The organism is Micromonospora sp. NPDC005806 (assembly GCF_042871425.1).
In the GTDB taxonomy this organism is placed as follows: Bacteria; Actinomycetota; Actinomycetes; order Mycobacteriales; family Micromonosporaceae; genus Micromonospora.
Window position 1 is genome coordinate 1 of the sequence record NZ_JBIAIL010000004.1, and the last position, 16,504, is coordinate 16,504.

At 73.4% G+C, this 16,504-nt stretch carries 15 protein-coding genes and 1 pseudogene; 4 read left to right on the forward strand and 12 right to left on the reverse strand.

The window, feature by feature from the left end; all coding sequences use genetic code 11:
* Positions 1-678: 678 nt before the first annotated feature.
* The 4 genes and pseudogenes from ACFYOS_RS06330 to rho all read right to left on the reverse strand — a co-directional run.
* The gene (locus ACFYOS_RS06330) at positions 679-1,407 is read right to left on the reverse strand and encodes a hypothetical protein (protein WP_387136361.1); all 729 of its coding nucleotides are present in this window, start codon (positions 1,405-1,407) and stop codon (positions 679-681) included.
* Positions 1,408-1,644: 237 nt separating this feature from the next.
* Positions 1,645-2,736 (reverse strand): DUF3626 domain-containing protein, encoded by a 1,092-nt coding sequence (locus tag ACFYOS_RS06335; protein WP_387136362.1) that lies wholly within the window; start codon positions 2,734-2,736, stop codon positions 1,645-1,647.
* A 52-nt stretch (positions 2,737-2,788) separates the two neighbouring features.
* Complete coding sequence (locus tag ACFYOS_RS06340) at positions 2,789-3,253, reverse strand: VOC family protein (RefSeq protein ID WP_387136363.1); 465 nt, start codon at positions 3,251-3,253, stop codon at positions 2,789-2,791.
* Positions 3,254-3,264: 11 nt separating this feature from the next.
* Positions 3,265-4,365: pseudogene (rho, locus tag ACFYOS_RS06345) on the reverse strand (transcription termination factor Rho); the annotation flags it as partial.
* Between the two features lie 582 nt (positions 4,366-4,947).
* Here rho and ACFYOS_RS06350 point away from each other — a divergent pair.
* Together ACFYOS_RS06350 and tsaA are read left to right on the forward strand one after the other, a co-directional pair.
* Positions 4,948-5,814 (forward strand): MEDS domain-containing protein, encoded by an 867-nt coding sequence (locus ACFYOS_RS06350; RefSeq protein WP_387136364.1) that lies wholly within the window; start codon positions 4,948-4,950, stop codon positions 5,812-5,814.
* 55 nt (positions 5,815-5,869) lie between these two features.
* Positions 5,870-6,280 carry a tRNA (N6-threonylcarbamoyladenosine(37)-N6)-methyltransferase TrmO gene (gene tsaA / locus ACFYOS_RS06355; RefSeq protein ID WP_387136365.1) on the forward strand — a complete coding sequence of 137 codons (411 nt, stop codon included), beginning with the start codon at positions 5,870-5,872 and terminating at the stop codon, positions 6,278-6,280.
* 47 nt (positions 6,281-6,327) lie between these two features.
* Here tsaA and ACFYOS_RS06360 read toward each other — a convergent pair whose 3' ends face one another.
* Both ACFYOS_RS06360 and ACFYOS_RS06365 read right to left on the reverse strand, forming a co-directional pair.
* A complete protein-coding gene (locus tag ACFYOS_RS06360; RefSeq protein ID WP_387136366.1) occupies positions 6,328-6,957 on the reverse strand; it encodes an MBL fold metallo-hydrolase in 630 nt (209 codons plus the stop codon).
* The gene (locus ACFYOS_RS06365) at positions 6,954-8,042 is read right to left on the reverse strand and encodes an S-(hydroxymethyl)mycothiol dehydrogenase (protein WP_387136367.1); all 1,089 of its coding nucleotides are present in this window, start codon (positions 8,040-8,042) and stop codon (positions 6,954-6,956) included. The genes ACFYOS_RS06360 and ACFYOS_RS06365 overlap by 4 nt, the downstream gene beginning before the upstream one ends.
* A gap of 143 nt (positions 8,043-8,185) precedes the next feature.
* Between ACFYOS_RS06365 and ACFYOS_RS06370 the strand changes: the two genes are divergently transcribed.
* Positions 8,186-8,605 carry a hypothetical protein gene (locus ACFYOS_RS06370; RefSeq protein ID WP_387136368.1) on the forward strand — a complete coding sequence of 140 codons (420 nt, stop codon included), beginning with the start codon at positions 8,186-8,188 and terminating at the stop codon, positions 8,603-8,605.
* Between the two features lie 34 nt (positions 8,606-8,639).
* Here ACFYOS_RS06370 and ACFYOS_RS06375 read toward each other — a convergent pair whose 3' ends face one another.
* The 3 genes from ACFYOS_RS06375 to ACFYOS_RS06385 all read right to left on the reverse strand — a co-directional run bounded on the left by ACFYOS_RS06375 (position 8,640) and on the right by ACFYOS_RS06385 (position 11,840).
* Positions 8,640-9,947: a nitrate/nitrite transporter gene (locus ACFYOS_RS06375; protein ID WP_387136369.1), complete on the reverse strand. Its 1,308-nt coding sequence runs from the start codon at positions 9,945-9,947 to the stop codon at positions 8,640-8,642.
* Complete coding sequence (locus tag ACFYOS_RS06380; protein ID WP_387136370.1) at positions 9,944-10,612, reverse strand: GntR family transcriptional regulator; 669 nt, start codon at positions 10,610-10,612, stop codon at positions 9,944-9,946. The genes ACFYOS_RS06375 and ACFYOS_RS06380 overlap by 4 nt, the downstream gene beginning before the upstream one ends.
* Positions 10,613-10,739: 127 nt before the next feature.
* Entirely contained in the window at positions 10,740-11,840 is a 1,101-nt protein-coding gene (locus ACFYOS_RS06385) for a CapA family protein (RefSeq protein WP_387136371.1), read from the reverse strand.
* A gap of 186 nt (positions 11,841-12,026) precedes the next feature.
* On the opposite strand from ACFYOS_RS06385, the gene ACFYOS_RS06390 reads away from it, so the two are divergent.
* Positions 12,027-13,190, forward strand: coding sequence for a low temperature requirement protein A (locus ACFYOS_RS06390; protein ID WP_387136372.1), 1,164 nt, complete (start codon positions 12,027-12,029; stop codon positions 13,188-13,190).
* Here ACFYOS_RS06390 and ACFYOS_RS06395 read toward each other — a convergent pair.
* Genes ACFYOS_RS06395 through ACFYOS_RS06405 form a run of 3 tightly spaced genes read right to left on the reverse strand, consistent with a single transcriptional unit; the run spans position 13,147 to position 16,420 of the window.
* Positions 13,147-14,010 (reverse strand): alpha/beta fold hydrolase, encoded by an 864-nt coding sequence (locus tag ACFYOS_RS06395; protein WP_387136373.1) that lies wholly within the window; start codon positions 14,008-14,010, stop codon positions 13,147-13,149. The genes ACFYOS_RS06390 and ACFYOS_RS06395 overlap by 44 nt on opposite strands.
* Complete coding sequence (locus ACFYOS_RS06400) at positions 14,007-14,900, reverse strand: SDR family NAD(P)-dependent oxidoreductase (protein ID WP_387136374.1); 894 nt, start codon at positions 14,898-14,900, stop codon at positions 14,007-14,009. Before ACFYOS_RS06400 ends, ACFYOS_RS06395 begins: the two co-directional genes overlap by 4 nt.
* A gap of 17 nt (positions 14,901-14,917) precedes the next feature.
* Complete coding sequence (locus ACFYOS_RS06405) at positions 14,918-16,420, reverse strand: flavin-containing monooxygenase (RefSeq protein ID WP_387136375.1); 1,503 nt, start codon at positions 16,418-16,420, stop codon at positions 14,918-14,920.
* Between the last annotated feature and the right edge of the window lie 84 nt (positions 16,421-16,504).

Consider the following 16,504-nt stretch of genomic DNA (forward strand, 5'->3'; position numbering starts at 1 on the left):
CGGCGAACACACCACCGGCAAACGCCAGACCAGCAACACCAAGCACGCTCTTACGCAGCATCGTGTTCACGGGAAGCTCCATTCGGGGGTCGGCGTCCACGCCGACAGGGGGGTCGGCAACAGACGCAAGCACCACGTCAGGCGCTCAAAGGGGGAAAGTCTTGGGGGGGGGTCCGGCGTGCGGGGCGGGGGCCTCTTCGCGGCGCCGGGACCATGTGTAACGACCGGCGGGCCACCATCATTCCGGGGCCCGCACCCCGCCAGGCAGGGTGCTCTTCCTCGGCCGTACACCGGGATTCAACGACCCCCACCCGTCGACCATTCCGCCATGGGGATGCCGCCGGTCACACCCCGAAACCGGACACCCGGCTACACACGGCACCGGCCGTGACGAACATGCCCGCACACGATGCGGACAACTTCTCGGAAACTGTCGCCTCCGTACCCGTGGAGGCCACAGTTTCCCTGAAGTTGCGCCGACCGTGAACCGGACAGGCGGCGCATCCGGGCGGCGTCGGACCACGACGCGGGTGTGGCCCGCCGTGACCGGCGCAGGGATCAAGCCCGACCGCCCGGAGCCGGGCACGACAGGCCACACCCGCCAACCCCAACCACAGACGGAAACCGGCCGGCCCCCCAAACAGGGAGACCGGCCGGCTCGACACCGAAGAGACAGACTTACCAGACCTGCTGAACGATGTCCGCCGCCTGCTCCTCCCACTGCGCGTACGCATACGGGAAGGCGGACACCTGCACGGTCTGCGCCGCGGCGGTCAGCGGCAGGTCATGCCAGTCGCCCACGTTCTTCAGCGCGTTGAAGAACGCCTTCGACGCGTAGTCCGGGTCGGTGACCTGGTCGGGCGTGCCCCAACCCGACGACGGGCGCTGCTGGAACAGGCCCTCCGAGTCGTGGTCGTTGTATTCGCCCAGGTGGCCGAGGTTGTACAGCTTCGACTCCTGCAGCGAGGTCGCGACGCCGATGACGGCGCCCCGCTCCCCCACACCGGTCTCCTTCGCCGCCTTGACGATGGCCTTGGCGTTGGCGACCTGCGTGTCGTCGAGCGGGATGCGCGACTGCGCGCCCTCGACGCCGTGCGGCATGAGCTTGTCCTTGCTGGGCCGGTTGGCCTTGGTGGGGACCTTGTCACTGCCGGTGGTCTGGGCGGGCGTCACCGCGTCGGTGCCGGGCTTCTTGCCGGTGGCCAGGTCAATGGCGGCGACGGCGCCGGCGTGCGGGCCACTGGTGACCGGCGCGGCGATGGCTGTGGGGCCGAACGCCAGTCCGCCCAGGGCGGCGACGCCCGCGAGGGTCAGCGCAGCCTTCCGGTTCGGAATCTTCGCGATGGCGTTCTTCGCGGCGGAGGTCTTCGCGATGGCGGGGAGCCATCGAGTGAAGTGGTGCTTCACGACAGGTGGCCCTTTCGATCGTCACGACGCGCTCCGGGGTGAGCGCCCCTCGGGGGAATTACTGGCCGGTACGGGTTTGCGTTCCGGCGGTACGGGGGACACAACCAGCTCCACGTGTCGGTCATTCCGGAAATGCCGGACCGGCCGGTGGCTGCGGTCCAGGTCACCCGGGACGCCGGACACGCTGGAACGGGGCGTACCGGAGGGGTGGAAACCACCCGGAGGGCGCGGCGCGGGTCAGCCGGCGGCCGGCGTGCCGAACCGGACGAGAACGTGCCAGAGCTGCTTGAGGTGCTGAAGGGTGACCTCGGTCGACCCTCGATCCGCCCACCGGTGCGGCTCTCTGACCACCGAGGCGGCGGCCCGGCCGATCAGCGCGGCGTGGACCGGCTCCCCGGGGCGGGCGAACTCGACGTGCACCCGGGCGGCCAGCGGCGGGATCGCCGGCCCGCGGAACTCGGCGTCGATGCCGTCGACCGGCAGCTCGAATCCGCCGTGCCAACGCAGCGGGACGCCGTGCCGGCGGGCGACCCCGGCGAGGATCCGTCCCGTGTCGGTGCCCTGGAACGACGGATCGACCACGAGGGCCTCGACGTCCCGGGCGAGGCTCAGCTCGCCATGCACCTGGGCCTCGATGTAGTCGTCCAGGGCCCGTCCGGCGGCGTCGGACTCCCGCTCCCGGCGGCACAGCAGCGTTCGCAGCAGGGTGCCGGTGTCCATGCCGGCCACGCCGAGGCTGACGCCGGTACCGGCGGTGGCGGTCAGCAGCGCGGCGAGCACCGGCTCGAAGACGTCGACGGTGCCGAACTCGGTCGGCTCCGCGTAGCTGTCGCCGAAGCTGAAGGTGGACCGGGCCAGGACCTCGGGCCGCAGCCGCAGGTGGCAGGAGCCGAATCGGGGGGACGCGCCGTCCGGATGGCCGAGCAGGTTGAGGCCGCCGTACTTCGGGCGCTCGGCGGGGAGCACACCCGGTCGCTGGTACGCCCCACCGAACATCGTCTGCTCCCAGCGGTCCCGGTCACCGCCCGGAAAGGCGGTCAGGCCCCCGTTGGAGATGCCCGTCTCGAACTGGCTGCGGTAGACGGCCTCCCGGTCGAGCGCCTCGGCCACCGAACGGCCGTCGCGCAGCAGCCGGTCCGGGTGGAAGTTGAGGGTGAGCTGGCCGTGCGCGGCCACCGCCGCGACGACCTCCTCCGACCGGTACGTGGTGCCTGAGCCGGCGAGGTGGTGGGCGATGACGGCCAGCGCGGCCGTCCGGTCGCGCAGCGCGACGTCCCGGACGTGCCGCAGGGCGGCGGCCTGAGCGGGGGTCAGCGTCGGGTCGGGCACGGGCCCGAGTATCGGGGGCCGGGTGCCGGTACGCAGCCGATTTTCTGCCCGGTCAGGCGTCGGTGCCGAAGCCGTCCAGGGCGGCGCGTTCCTCCGGCGTACGCAGCTCCTGGAAGACGGTGAGGTGCAGGCCTGCCGGGGCGTCGAGGCGGGCGTTGAGCGACTGCCACGGGGTGACGGTCGGCGGGGCGACCTCGGTGGCGCCGGCGGCGACGAGCCGCTCGGTCACCGCGCGGCCGTCGTCCACCTCGAACGCCAACCGCAGCCGGGGCGCCACCTGCCGGCCGACCTCCACCTCGTCGATCATTCGCTTCTGCGCCGGGTTGGCCAGCTCCAGCGTGGCCCGGCCCGCATCCAGGATCACCACCCGGGCGCCGTCGCCACCCGAGTAGGCCGCCTCTTCGGGCAGGCCGAGGGCGTCGCGGAAGAAGGCGACCGCCGCGTCGTAGTCGTCGGCTTCGACGACGAGGCGCAGCTGGCGTACGGTCGGCGGCGGGTCGTGCCGAGGGTCGGTCATGACCGCCGATCCTAGCCGTGCACGGCGGTGCCGAGCCGGGCCAGGAAGTGCGAGTTTCCCGGGGCGGCGGCGAGCTGGCGCAGCAGCTGCTCCATGGCTGGCTGACGGTCCACTTGGGACAGCGCGGAACGCAGCCCGCGCAGTCGCCGCCGTTCCACGTCGGTCAGCAGCAGTTCCTCCCGCCGAGTGCCGGAGGCGCGGACGTCGACGGCCGGATAGGTACGCCGGTCGGCCAGCGCCCGGTCCAGCTTCAGCTCGGCGTTGCCGGTGCTCTTGAATTCCTCGTAGATGAGCATGTCGGCGGCGGATCCGGTCTCCACCAGCGCCGTGGCGAGGATGGTGAGGGAGCCGCCCTCCTCGGCCGCGCGGGCCGCGGCGAGCAGCCGCTTCGGCGGGTTGAGCGCCGCGACGTCCACCCCGCCGGAGAGCGTACGGCCGGCCGAGCGGACGGAGAGGTTGTAGGCGCGGCCGAGCCGGGTCAGCGAGTCGAGCAGCACGACCACGTCGTGCCCCAGCTCGACCAGACGCTTCGCCCGCTCGATCGCCAGCTCCGCCACCGTCGTGTGGTCCTGCGGCGGACGGTCGAACGTGGCCGCGATGACCTCGCCCTTCACCGACCGAGAAATGTCGGTGACCTCTTCCGGCCGCTCGTCGACCAGCACCACCATCAGGTGGCACTCCGGGTTGTTGCGGGTGATCGCGTTCGCGATCGCCTGCAGCACCATCGTCTTACCGGCCTTCGGCGGCGACACGATCAGCGCCCGCTGGCCCTTGCCGATCGGCATGACCAGGTCGATGACCCGGGTGGTCAGGATGTGCGGCTCGGTCTCCAGCCGCAGCCGCTCCTGCGGGTACAGCGGAGTGAGCTTGTAGAACTCCGGCCGGCGCTTCGCCTCCTCAGGCTCCATCCCGTTGACGGTGTCGACCCGGACGAGCGGGGCGTGCCTGCCCCGACGGGGAGCGGTGGCGGCGCCGGTGACCAGGTCACCGGGGCGCAGGCCGTACCGGCGCAGCTGTGCGGCGGTGACGTGGACGTCCGCGGGCGAGGGCAGATAGCCGTCGACCCGGAGCAGTGCGTGGTCGTCCACGGTGTCCAGAATGCCGGCGACCGGGGCCGGCGCGGTGGTGTCGTTGTTCATCGAGGTGCCTTTCCTGTGGTGGAGGCCGCGGGTGCGGCGGGCGGGAGACGATAGAGGGCCGGGGGGTCACGCGAGCGGGTTCGCCCCGCCGAGGCGGGCGGTGTCGCCGGAACGCCTGGCCAGACCGGAGGGGCGGCATCGCTACGCGGCACGCCGGCGGGCCCGACGGGCGGCCCGACACGTCGCCGACGCCGCCCACCCCGTGGGCGAGCGGGTCGCCGCGGTCTGAGGTCGCGCGGACGCGGTGCTGACGGACCCGTGCCGGTTCTCGGCCGGTGCCCGCGCCAGGGCAGACGGCTACCCGAGAGCCGCTCGACCGGAAGCCGTCAGCCGTGGCACCGGCGGAGGGACCAGCACAACAGTCGGTGGGAGGAAGCAAGCCAGCGGCGGCGAGATTTGGACTCCGGGTGGCGCAGAGCGCCGGCATCCGGGTCCACCGGCAGGGTAACCCTCGATGACCAGGGCGGGCAAGCAGGTCAGCCGTGATCTGCCGGCTAGGTCGACGTTCCCATCGGCGTTACAGTGAGGGACGCGCGGACCGGAGAGGCGAGCACCGTGACTGGTACCTCCGTGGTCGACCAGATCCAGCTGGGAGACCACGTCTGCTGGACCTACGACGACGAGGGCCGCGCTCTCGACGCCGTCGGCCGCTTCGCCGCCGCCGGCCTCCGCCTCGGTCAGAAGGTCATCTGCTTGACCGACTCGTCGACGCCGCAGGCGGTGCGGGCCCGCGTCAAGGCTGTCGGTGCGCCGACCGAGGCCGGCGTGGCGGCCGGTCACCTGCGTATCGTGCCGGCGGCGGAGACGAACCTGTCGGGCGACCGGCTGGCGCCGGAGGCGATGGTCACCGCCGTGGTCGACGAGGTCACCCGCGCGCAGCAGGAAGGCTACCCGGGAGTACGGCTCTGCGGCGACATGGCATGGGTGTTGCGCAGCCGCATCACGCTGGACGATCTGCACCGGTACGAGACGGCACTCAACCCACTGTTCCTGGACGCGCGGGTCGCCGGCCTGTGCCTGTACGACCGGTGGCTCTTCCCCGCCGACCGGTTGCGTGCCCTCGCCGCCGCCCACGCGGGGACGGTCGGAAGGCACACCGGCGGGACCTGGTCGCCGCTGCTGCGGGCGTACCGGATGACCGACCCGCCGGGGTTGCGGCTGGTCGGGCAGGTGGATCGGAGCAACCGGGAGGCGTTCACGGCGGTGCTGGACGACGTGACGGGCAAGGACCGGGCGGCCGCGAACCGCCCGCCGGTGCTGGACGTCTCCGAGCTGAGCTTCGCCGACGTGGGCGCTGCGAGCGCGCTGGTCCGGGCCGACCGGTCCAGCGCCGCCGGCATCCGGCTGGTGGGCTGCCGGCCGGCACTGAGCCGGCTGCTCGGCCTCCTGGACAACTGGACACCGACGGGGTCCCTGGCATGACCGCACCTGGGGCGGCCGGCACCACCGTCCGGCTGCACATGCTGCGGGAGGCCGGATGAACGACGCCGCATACCCACTGCGTCCGGTCGGTCGGGTGGAGTCCCCGCTGACCGATCCAGCGACCGCCCCGAAGCAGGGCGACGAGGGGGCGCCGGAGGCGTGGCTGGTCTTCGACGAGGCGTACGCGCCGGCGCTGGACGGCCTGCGCGCCGGCGCGGACGTGCTGGTGCTGACCTGGCTGGACCGGGCCGAGCGGGACGTGCTGGTGGTGCACCCGCGCGGTGACCGGTCCCGCCCGGAGACCGGCGTCTTCGCCGCCCGCTCGCCACACCGGCCGAACCCGATCGGCCTGCACCGGGTCCAGGTCCGCCAGGTCGACGGCGTACGGGTGCGGGTGGCCGGTCTGGAGGCGGTGGACGGCACCCCCGTACTCGACCTCAAGCCGGTGCTCGACGGCGAGCGCTGAGACCCGCGGCACCCGGCCGGGTCGGCCACCCGGCCGGGGCGGTCGGCTCAGTGACCGCGCGACATCCATTCGTCGAGGTGGGGTGCCTCGGCGCCGATGGTGGTGTCGTCGCCGTGTCCGGTGTGGACGACGGTCTCCGGCGGCAGGGTGAGCAGCCGGGTCCGGATCGACTCGATGATGGTGCCGAAGTCGCTGTAGGAGCGGCCGGTGGCGCCGGGTCCGCCGGCGAAGAGGGTGTCGCCGGTGAACACCGCGCCGAGTTCGGGGACGTAGAGGCTGCACGCGCCCGGACTGTGGCCGGGGGTGTGCAGCACCCGCAGGCTGGCGCCGCCGACCGGGACGGTCTGGCCCTCGATCAGCTCCCCGTCCGGCGGGGTGTACGGGTGGACCAGGTCCCAGAGCACCCGGTCGGCGGGGTGCAGCAGCACCGGGGCGCCGGTGGCGCGGGACAGCTCGGGCGCCACCCGTACGTGGTCGTCGTGGGCGTGAGTGGCCAGGATGGCGACCAGCCGGCGGCCGCCGACGAGCTTGCGGATGGCCGCCACGTCGTGCGGCGCGTCGACGACGACGCACTCGGCGTCGTCGCCGATCATCCAGACGTTGTTGTCGACGTCGAAGGTCTGCCCGTCCAGCGAGAACGTGCCGGAGGTGACGGTGTGGTCGACCCGGGCGGTCACGGGAACACCACCACCGAGCGGAGCACGTCGCCGTGGTGCATCCGGGTGAACGCCTCCTCGACCTGGTCGAGGGCGATCTCCTCGGTGACGAACGCGTCGAGGTCGAGGCGGCCCTGCTGGTAGAGCTCGGTGAGCATCGGGAAGTCCCGGCTGGGCAGGCAGTCGCCGTACCAGCTGGACTTGAGGGCGCCGCCCCGGCCGAAGACGTCCAGCAGCGGCAGCTCGACCGTCATCTCCGGGGTGGGTACTCCGACCAGCACGACCGTGCCCGCCAGGTCCCGGGCGTAGAAGGCCTGCTTCCAGGTCTCCGGGCGGCCCACCGCGTCGATCACCACGTCGGCGCCGAAGCCGCCGGTGGCGGCGCGGATCGCCTCGATCGGGTCGTCCTCGGAGGCGTTGACGGTGTGCGTGGCGCCGAACTTGCGGGCCCAGTCGAGCTTGCGGGAGTCGGTGTCCACCGCGATGATCGTCGTCGCCCCGGCCAGCGCCGCGCCGGCCACCGCCGCGTCGCCGACGCCGCCGCAGCCGATCACCGCGACGGAGTCGCCCCGGGTCACCTGGCCGGTGTTCATCGCCGCGCCGAGGCCGGCCATCACGCCGCAGCCGAGCAGGCCGACGGCCGCGGGCCGGACGGAGGGGTCGACCTTGGTGCACTGCCCAGCGTGGACCAGGGTCTTGTCGGCGAACGCGCCGATGCCCAGGGCCGGCGAGAGCTCGGTGCCGTCGGTGAGGGTCATCTTCTGGGTGGCGTTGTGGGTGTTGAAGCAGTACCAGGGGCGGCCCCGGCGGCAGGCGCGGCACTGCCCGCAGACCGCCCGCCAGTTGAGCACCACGAAGTCGCCCGGGGCGACGTCGGTGACCCCGGCCCCCACCTGCTCGACCACGCCGGCCGCCTCGTGGCCGAGGAGGAACGGGTACTCGTCGGTGATACCGCCCTCGCGGTAGTGCAGGTCGGTGTGGCACACCCCGCAGGACTGGACGCGGACCACCGCCTCGCCGGGCCCTGGGTCGGGCACCACGATCGTGGTGACCTCGACCGGCGCGCCCTTGCGCCGCGACACGACTCCCCGGACTTCCTGACTCACAGTGCCTCCCGCCTGTGTCGGTGTCCCATCCACCGCGAACCTACCGCCGATCACCGTGGACGGCCCACCTCGACGCGGCGGGTTATCCCGCCCGTCTCGGGGTACGCGGGGGCCCGGTTCTCCGGCACCCGACGGGAGTGATCATGAAACTGACGCATGCGCCGCTCCGGGTCAGCATCGGCGCGTTCATCCTGAATTCCGGGCTCAGCAAGCGGACCCTGGAGGGTGAGGCCGCCGCGGGAATGCACGGCATGGCGGTCGGGGCGCTCCCCCAGCTGAAACAGTTCGAGCCGGACCGGTTCGCCAAGCTGCTGTCCCGGGCCGAGATTGCGCTGGGCGCGGCGCTGCTCGTCCCGTTCGTGCCGTCGCTGCTGGCCGGGGCGGCGCTGACCGCGTTCAGCGCCGGCCTGGTGCAGCTCTACCTCAAGACGCCGGGCATGCGGGAGGGGAACAGCCTGAAGCCCAGCCAGGCCGGCATCGGGCTCGCCAAGGACGTGTGGCTGGTCGGCGCCGGGTTGACCCTGATGCTGGACTCGCTGACCCACCGGCGTCGCTGCGACTGACCGCGCCGCTGACCAGGCACGGGGGTACGGGCGATCAGGCGCCGACCGGAGCGGGGACCGGGACGGCGGTGCGCTCGGCGGCGTACCGGCGGCGGGTGGCGTTGCGGTAGCGCAGCACCTGCACCGCGCCGAGGCCCCAGAGCAGGTACTGCACGGCGAACGCCCAGCGGAACGCGTCCAGCGGCGGGGTGCTGCGGCCGGCCGGGGTGGCCAGGTCGAGCACCACGCCGACGGCCAGCACCAGCAGGATCGAGGCGACGAACCCGCCGACGTTGACGATCCCGGTGGCGCTGCCGATCCGGTGTACCGGGTTCGAGGTGCGGGCGTAGTCGAAGCCGATCACCGAGCCGGGGCCGTTGACCGCGAGGACGACGACGAGGGCCACCAGCAGCCAGTGCGGCGCGCGGCCCGGCCAGGCCAGCACGACCGCCCAGACGGCGGCCGTGCCCGCGGTGATCGCGAAGACCACCACCGAGCGGTGGAACGGGTGCCGGGCGCACAGGTGCGCGACCACCGGGCCGCAGACCAGGGTCACCACGGTCATCAGGGTGAGCAGCGCCGCCGCTGCGGTCGGCGAGAAGCCCTGCCCCTGCACCAGGAACGGGTAGCCCCAGAGCAGCGCGAAGACCGAGCCGGAGAACTGGGTGACGAAGTGGGTCCACAGCCCGAGGCGGGTGCCCGGCTGGGCCCAGGCGTCCGCGAGCTGCCGGCGTACGGTGGCCGGGTCGGCGGCGACGCCGGCGGTGTGCTCGGCGTGCGGGGTGTCGCGGACCGCGACGAGGACCAGCAGCAGCACGCTCGCGCCGAGCGCCGCGGCGGTGAGGAACGCGGGCGTCCAGCCGGCGTGGTGCAGCAGCGCCACCAGGGGTACGGCGCCGAGCACCGCGCCGAGCTGCCCGATGGTGCCGGTGAGCTGCACCAGCAGCGGGTTGCGCCGGCCGGGGAACCAGAACGCCACGATCCGCAGCACGCTGATGAAGGTCGTCGCGTCGCCGAGGCCGACCAGCACCCGGGCGCCGACGGCGAGCCGGACGTCGGTGACGACGGCGAAACAGAGCTGGCCGGCGACCATGAGCGCGCCGCCGGCCAGCAGCATCCGGCGCGAGCCGAACCGGTCCAGCAGCACGCCGACCGGCACCTGCATGGCCGCGTACACGGCGAGCTGGGCGACGGTGAAGGTGGCCAGGGTGGCGGCGTTGATGTGGAAGCGGTCCGCCGCGTCCACGCCGGTGACGCCGAGTGAGCTGCGGTGGAAGACGGCGGCCACGTACGCGGTGACCGCGACGGCGAAGACCAGGGCGGCGGGGCGGCGCGGGGCGACCGTACGGGCGACGACGCTCACCGCAGCGTCCGCAGCACGGTCGCGGCGTTGTCGATGTGCGCGGCGACCGCGTCCAGCCAGGCCTGCGGGTCGTCGCCGTCGAGGGCGGCGAGCTGGCCGGCGTGCTCGGCGAGGACCACCTCGGCCCAGCCGGGCGAGAGGCGGAAGCCGGCCTCCCCCATCCGGATCTGCCGGTCGCGTAGCCGGTGGTAGAGCTCGGCGAGGATCTCGTTACCGGCCGCCTCCACCACGGTGGCGTGGAACGCCCGGTCGGCGGCCATCAGGGCGGTGACGTCGCTGGCGGCGTGTGCCCGCCGCATCTCGTCGAGCCTGCGGGTCAGCTCGGGGCGGAGTTCGGCGCGGCGGGGCCAGACCCGCTCGGCGGCGTGCAGCTCCACCAGGCGGCGGGCCTCGATGACGTCGGCGATCTCACGTGCCGAGACGGGCCGGATCAGTGCCCCGCGCTTCGGGTAGAGCTTGACCAGGCCCTCGGTCTCCAGGCGCAGCAGCGCCTCGCGGACCGGAGTGCGGGAGACGCCCGCCGCCTCGGCGATCTCGCCCTCGCTGACCAGCAGCCCGCCCGGGTAGACCTGCTCCAGGATGGCCCGCTTGAGGTGCTGGTACGCCCGCTCGGCAGCGGACGGCGCGGCGGCCCGTGCCCTCGGCGCGGCGCTGGCATGCGTCATGTATCTATGATGCGCCTCAGTCTCGCCGCACCCCTCCCCTGACTGCCGCCCCGTGACCCACCCCACGCCCTCCCCGAGCGACCACACACAGGCGATGGGGACAAAGGGGATGAAGTGCCGCAGTTTCTCACGGGGTGAGGGTGATGGCGGCGTCGGTGAGGGTGAAGCGGGTTCGGTAGGGGGTGCCGAGGGTGTCGAGCAGGTCGGCCAGCCAGCGGGCCTCCGGCGGGGCGGCCGGCTGCAGGCGCATCCGGCGCATCCGGACCGGCAGGAGACGCAGCCGGCACAGCTCGCCGGTCTCCACGTCGAGCGTGGGCAGGTGCAGCAGCCGCAGCTCCGGCCGGTACTCCTCCTGCCCGCCGATCCCCTCGTAGTCGTCGATCAGGTCGCCGCAGCCGTACAGGACCAGCCGCCCCCGGTACCGCTCCACCGGGCGGGGATGGTGCGACGAGTGGCCGTGCACCACGTGCACCCCGGCATCGACCAGCGCGTGCGCGAACTCGACGTGCTCGTCCGGCACCTCATGGCCCCAGTTGGAGCCCCAGTGCACGGAGACCACCACCAGGTCCGTCGCGCCGGCCGCGTCGGCGATCCGGTCGGCGAGCGCCTCCGCCGCCCCCGCCGACACCTCCGGCAGGTACGCCACGCCCGGCCGCCCTTCGGCGGCGGCCCACTGTGGGAACACCCCGCTGGACGGGGCGCCCACCGACCAGACCAGCAGCCGGCGGCCGTCGCCCAGCGGCACCGTGGCAGGCCGCCACGCCTCCTCGGCGTTCCGGCCCGCGCCGGCAGTCCGGATGCCCACCCCGCGCAGGGCGTCCAGCGTGTCGGCGAGCCCGGTCGGACCGAAGTCGAGAACGTGGTTGTTGGCCAACGCGCAGACGTCGAGCCGGCCGGCGGTCAGGCAGGGCAGGTTCGCCGGGTGCATCCGGTAGTGGATGCCCTTGCCGGGGACGTGCTCGCCCCCGGCGGTCACCGCCGTCTCCAGGTTGACGATCCGCACGTCCGGGCGCTCCCCGTCGAGCAACCGCAGCGCGTCGCCCCACGGCCACTCCGGTGGGGCCGGGCGCGGCACCGGCCCGCCGACCGACTCGGCCAGCTCGACATAGCGGCGGGCGTCGGTGACGGCCTCCTCCCACAGGGCGGGCGGCCCCGGATGGGGCAGGATCTGGTCCACACCCCGGCCGGTCATCACGTCACCGGCCAGGAAGAGGGTCACCTCGGCCATACCGGGGACTTTCCCCGCCCAGGGCGACGCCGCACCTGCCCGACGGCGGAAATCCGACGGCGTGGATCGCGGGAGCGCCGGTCGACGCCACGACGAGCGTCCCCGACGGCGCGCCCTCGCCTCGATGGCCGGCCGAGCTGGTTATCGTGGGCCCGCAGCTGACCGGTCGTCGGCGAGGAGCCCGGATTGACCACCACCGCGCCCGTCCGCGCCTGGCACCGGCCGATGCGGGCCCGCCGGCCCGACGAGGAGCACCGGGCGGCAACCCCGCTGGAGCTCTTCTTCGATCTCTGCTTCGTGGTGGCGGTGGCGCAGGCGGCCGCCGGCCTGCACCACGACGTCGCGGCGGGGCACCTCGAGCATGCCCTGCTCAGCTACCTGACCGTGTTCTTCGCGATCTGGTGGGCCTGGATGAACTTCACCTGGTTCGCCTCCGCCTACGACACGGACGACGACGTCTTCCGGTTGACCACGCTGGTGCAGATCACCGGGGCGTTGATCCTCGCCGCCGGGGTGCCGCGCGCGTTCACCGACGCCGACTTCGCCACGATCACCTACGGGTACGTGGTGATGCGGCTGGCCACCGTCCTGAACTGGCTGCGGGCCGCGGCCGGCGACCCGGAGCGCCGTGCCACCGCGGTGACGTTCGCGGCCGGGGTCGCCGTGGTGCAGCTCGGCTGGCTGCTGCGACTCGTGCTGCCGGACGAGGGAGGCCTGCTGGTGTTCCTGGTGCTGGCGGTGGCCGACCTGCTGGTGCCGGTGGTGGCCGAACGGCGCGGGAGGACCACCTGGCACCCGCACCACATCGCCGAGCGGTACCAGCTGTTCACCCTGATCGTGCTCGGCGAGGTGGTGCTCTCCACGTCACTGGCGATCCAGGGCGGGGTGGACGCCGGCAACCCGGAGCTGTGGTCCCTGGCCGCGGCCGGCGCCGTGATCGTCTTCGCGCTCTGGTGGCTCTACTTCGACCGACCCAGCCCGCTGCCGCCCCAGTCGCTGCGCGGCGCACTGTTCTGGGGCTACGGCCACTACCTGATCTTCGCGGCGATCGCCGCGGTAGGCGGCGGGCTGGCCGTGGCGGTGGACCACGACCTGCACGCCGCGCACGTGTCCGGCCTGGTCGCCGGCTACGCCACGGCCGTGCCGGTCGCGGTCTACCTGCTCACCCTCTGGGCGCTGCATCTGCCGAGCAAGCGCGGCCTCGACCGGGGGCTGTTTCCCGGCGCGGCGCTGCTGGTACTCGTGGCGCCGTGGCTCGCCGCGCCGGTCGACGTGGTCGCGGGTGTGCTGCTCGTCCTGGTGGCCGTCACGCTGGTCCGGCGGCACCGGACTCCGACCAGAACCGCCTGACCAGGGTCTCGAACTCCGCGGCCCGTTCGATCTGCGGCATGTGCCCGGTGTCGGGGAAGAGGTGGGTCCGGGCCTGCGGGAACCGGGTGCGGGCGTTGGTCAGGTGGCGGACCGGCAGGATACGGTCCCGGTCGCCCCAGACGACCAGAGTGGGCAGACCGAGCGCCGCGACCGCCTCGAGCAGTTCCTCGCGCCACTGCGGCCGTACGCCCCGCCAGGTGCCGAGGCTGCCCACCAGTTCCAGCATCACCCGGGCGGCGTGCGGCTCGCGCGCCACGGCCAGGGCGGCGGCGACGCGCGCCTCGGTGACGTACGCCGGGTCGTGGAAGATGGCCCGCTCGGTACGGCGGGCGATCCCCGGATGCGGCCGCAGCAACAGCCGAGCGAGCGGACGCACGGCGAGCACCCGCAGGGCGAACGTGACCTCGCGTCCGAAGCCGGCACTGTTGACCAGCACCAGGCTGGCCGCGCGGGCCGGCCGGTCGACGGCGAGCCGCATGGCCACCGCCCCGCCGAGGGAGTTGCCCACCAGGTGAGCCGGGCCGGTGACCCCGGTGGCATCGAGCACCTCGCCGACCGCGGCGGCCAGGGCGGGCAGGGTGTGCGGCGCGTCCAGCGGGGCGGAGCCGCCGTGGCCGGGCAGGTCGACGCTGACCACCCGGTGGTCCCGGGCCAGTGCCGCGTGCTGGTCGGTGAAGTCGTCGAGGGTGCGGCCGATGCCGTGCAGCAGCACGACCGGCGGGCCGTCGCCGGCGACCCGGCAGCGGACCCGGCGGCCGGCCACGACCAGCTCGTCGGCCGGGGGCAGGGCGAGGGTCACGCGGTCCTCCCGGGCTCGGAATCGACGGGTTCCGCGGCGGGTCGCGCGGCCGGCACCCGGGCCGGCTTCGGTCGCATCCCCAGCGCCAGAACCCTCCCGTACGAGGCGGGGGCGATCCGGGCGAGCAGGTCGGGCAGCTTCGCCGACCAGCCGATCAGCACCCGGCCGCGCCGGCGTTCGACGCCGCGCAGGATCACCTCCGCGGCCTTCGCCGGGTCGATGGAGAGCAGCTTCTCGAACTGCTGCCGGCCGGCCTCGTACTCCTCGCGGGCGACGCCGCTGCCCACCCGGGCGCTCTGCGCGATCCGGGTGCGGATGCCGCCCGGGTGCACGGAGGTGACCCCGACCCCGTCGTCGATCAGCTCGTGCCGCAGCGCCTCGCTGAAGCCGCGCACGGCGAACTTGCTGGCCGAGTACGCGGCCTGGCCGGCGGGCGCGATCAGCCCGAAGAGGCTGGAGACGTTGACCAGGTGGGCGCCAGGCTCGGCCTTGAGCGCGGGCAGCAGGGCGTGGGTCAGCCGGACCACGGCCCGGAAGTTGATCTCGATGACCCAGAGGAACTCCTCCAGGGTGACCTGGTCGAATCGACCGCCCAGGGCCACCCCGGCGTTGTTGACCAGCAGCCGGATCCGGGGGTGCGCGCGATGGATCTCGGCGGCCACCCGGTCGGTGGCGTCGGGGTCGGCGAGATCGACCAGGTGGGTCTCGATCCGCCGGTCGGGGTGGGCCGCGCGGATCGCCGCGACCACGGCGTCGAGCCGCTCGGCGTCCCGGTCGAGCAGGACCAGGTCGGCACCGCGCCGGGCCAGCCCGTGCGCCAGGGCCTCGCCGATGCCGCTGGCCGCGCCGGTGAGCACCGCGGTGCCACCGGGGAAGACGAAGTCACGCATGCGGGCGCTCCAAGAGGTCAGGCGACGGGCGCGGGCCGCTCGGCGGCGCCGTCGGTGGCGGGCGTGCCGGCGCGGGAGAACCGGACACCCTCGTCGGTGAGCCGGCCGTGCCGCATCAGCAGCACGTCCCGGGGGTAGTTCTGGTGCAGCCGCCACGGGGCGCTCGGGCCCTGCTTGGGCAGTTGGTCGACGGCACGCAGCACGTACCCGGACTTCAGGTCGATGATCGGCGCCAGGTCGCCGGCGATGGGGGCGAGCGGGGTGACCACCTGCTGGCCGGTGCCGTCGAGGTGGCGCAGCAGCCGGCAGACGTAGGTGGCGACCAGGTCGGCCTTCAGCGTCCAGGAGGCGTTGGTGTAACCGATGGTCATGGCGAAGTTCGGCACGCCGGAGAGCATCATGCCCTTGTAGGCGACGGTCTGCGCCAGGTCGACCTCAGCACCGTCCACCACGATCGTCATTCCGCCGAGGGCGAGCAGGTTGAGACCGGTGGCCGTGACCACGATGTCGGCCGGTAGTTCCGCGCCGGAGCGGAGCCGGATGCCCGGCTCGGTGAACGTCTCGATGGTGTCGGTGACCACCGAGGCCCGCCCGGCGCTGACCGCGCGGAAGAGATCCCCGTCGGGCACCACGCAGAGCCGCTGGTCCCAGGGGTTGTAGCGGGGTGAGAAGTGCCGGTCGATGTCGTACCCGACGGGCAGCTTGCCCCTGGCGGCCCGGCGCAGGAGCTTCTTCACCAGCCCCGGGGCGCGCCGGCTGAGCTGGAAGTTGGCCACCCCCAGCACGACGTTCTTCCACCGCACCAGGTCGTACGCGGCCTTCGCCGGCAGCCAGCGCCGGGCCGCGTCGGCGAGGGCGTCGCGGGAGGGCAGCGAGATGACGTACGTGGGCGAGCGCTGGAGCATGGTGACGTGCCCGGCCTGCTCGGCCATCGCCGGGACCAGGGTGACCGCCGTGGCGCCGCTGCCGATCACCACCACCCGCTTGCCGGCGTAGTCCAGGTCCTCGGGCCAGTGCTGCGGGTGCACGAGCTGGCCGGCGTACCGCTCGACGCCGGGGAACTCCGGGGTGTAGCCCTCGTCGTAGCGGTAGTAGCCGGAGCAGGTGAACAGGAACGCGCAGGTGAGGACCACGTCCTCGCCGGTGTCGTCGCGGTGGGCGTGCACGGTCCAGCGGGCGGTGGCGCTGTCCCACTCGGCGCGCACCACCCGGTGGTGGAAGCGGATGTGCGCCGGCACGCCGTGCTCCCGGGCGGTCTCCCGCACGTACTCCCGGATGGCGTCGCCGTCGGCGATCGCCTTCGGGTTGGTCCACGGCTTGAAGGAGTAGCCGAGCGTGTACATGTCGGAGTCGGAGCGGATGCCGGGGTAGCGGAACAGGTCCCAGGTGCCGCCGATCGCGTCCCGCGCCTCGAGCACCGTGTACGTCTTGCCCGGGCAGTTGCGTTGCAGGTGGACGGCGGCGCCGATGCCGGACAGCCCGGCACCGACAATGAGGACGTCGACGTGGTCGGAGGCCATGGGATCTCCCGTTCGGGCGGCGGTCGACCGGACCCTATCCACCGCCGTCGACACCAGTCAACACCGTGTCGAATCCAATCGACA

What these genes read in the sequence shown, in the direction of transcription:
- ACFYOS_RS06370 (WP_387136368.1), top strand. Translation starts at nt 8,186, where the DNA reads ATGAAACTGACGCATGCGCCGCTCCGGGTCAGCATCGGCGCGTTCATC.
- ACFYOS_RS06400 (WP_387136374.1), bottom strand. Translation starts at nt 14,900, where the DNA reads ATGCGTGACTTCGTCTTCCCCGGTGGCACCGCGGTGCTCACCGGCGCG.
- ACFYOS_RS06380 (WP_387136370.1), bottom strand. Translation starts at nt 10,612, where the DNA reads ATGACGCATGCCAGCGCCGCGCCGAGGGCACGGGCCGCCGCGCCGTCC.
- ACFYOS_RS06385 (WP_387136371.1), bottom strand. Translation starts at nt 11,840, where the DNA reads ATGGCCGAGGTGACCCTCTTCCTGGCCGGTGACGTGATGACCGGCCGG.
- tsaA (WP_387136365.1), top strand. Translation starts at nt 5,870, where the DNA reads ATGAACGACGCCGCATACCCACTGCGTCCGGTCGGTCGGGTGGAGTCC.
- ACFYOS_RS06340 (WP_387136363.1), bottom strand. Translation starts at nt 3,253, where the DNA reads ATGACCGACCCTCGGCACGACCCGCCGCCGACCGTACGCCAGCTGCGC.
- ACFYOS_RS06405 (WP_387136375.1), bottom strand. Translation starts at nt 16,420, where the DNA reads ATGGCCTCCGACCACGTCGACGTCCTCATTGTCGGTGCCGGGCTGTCC.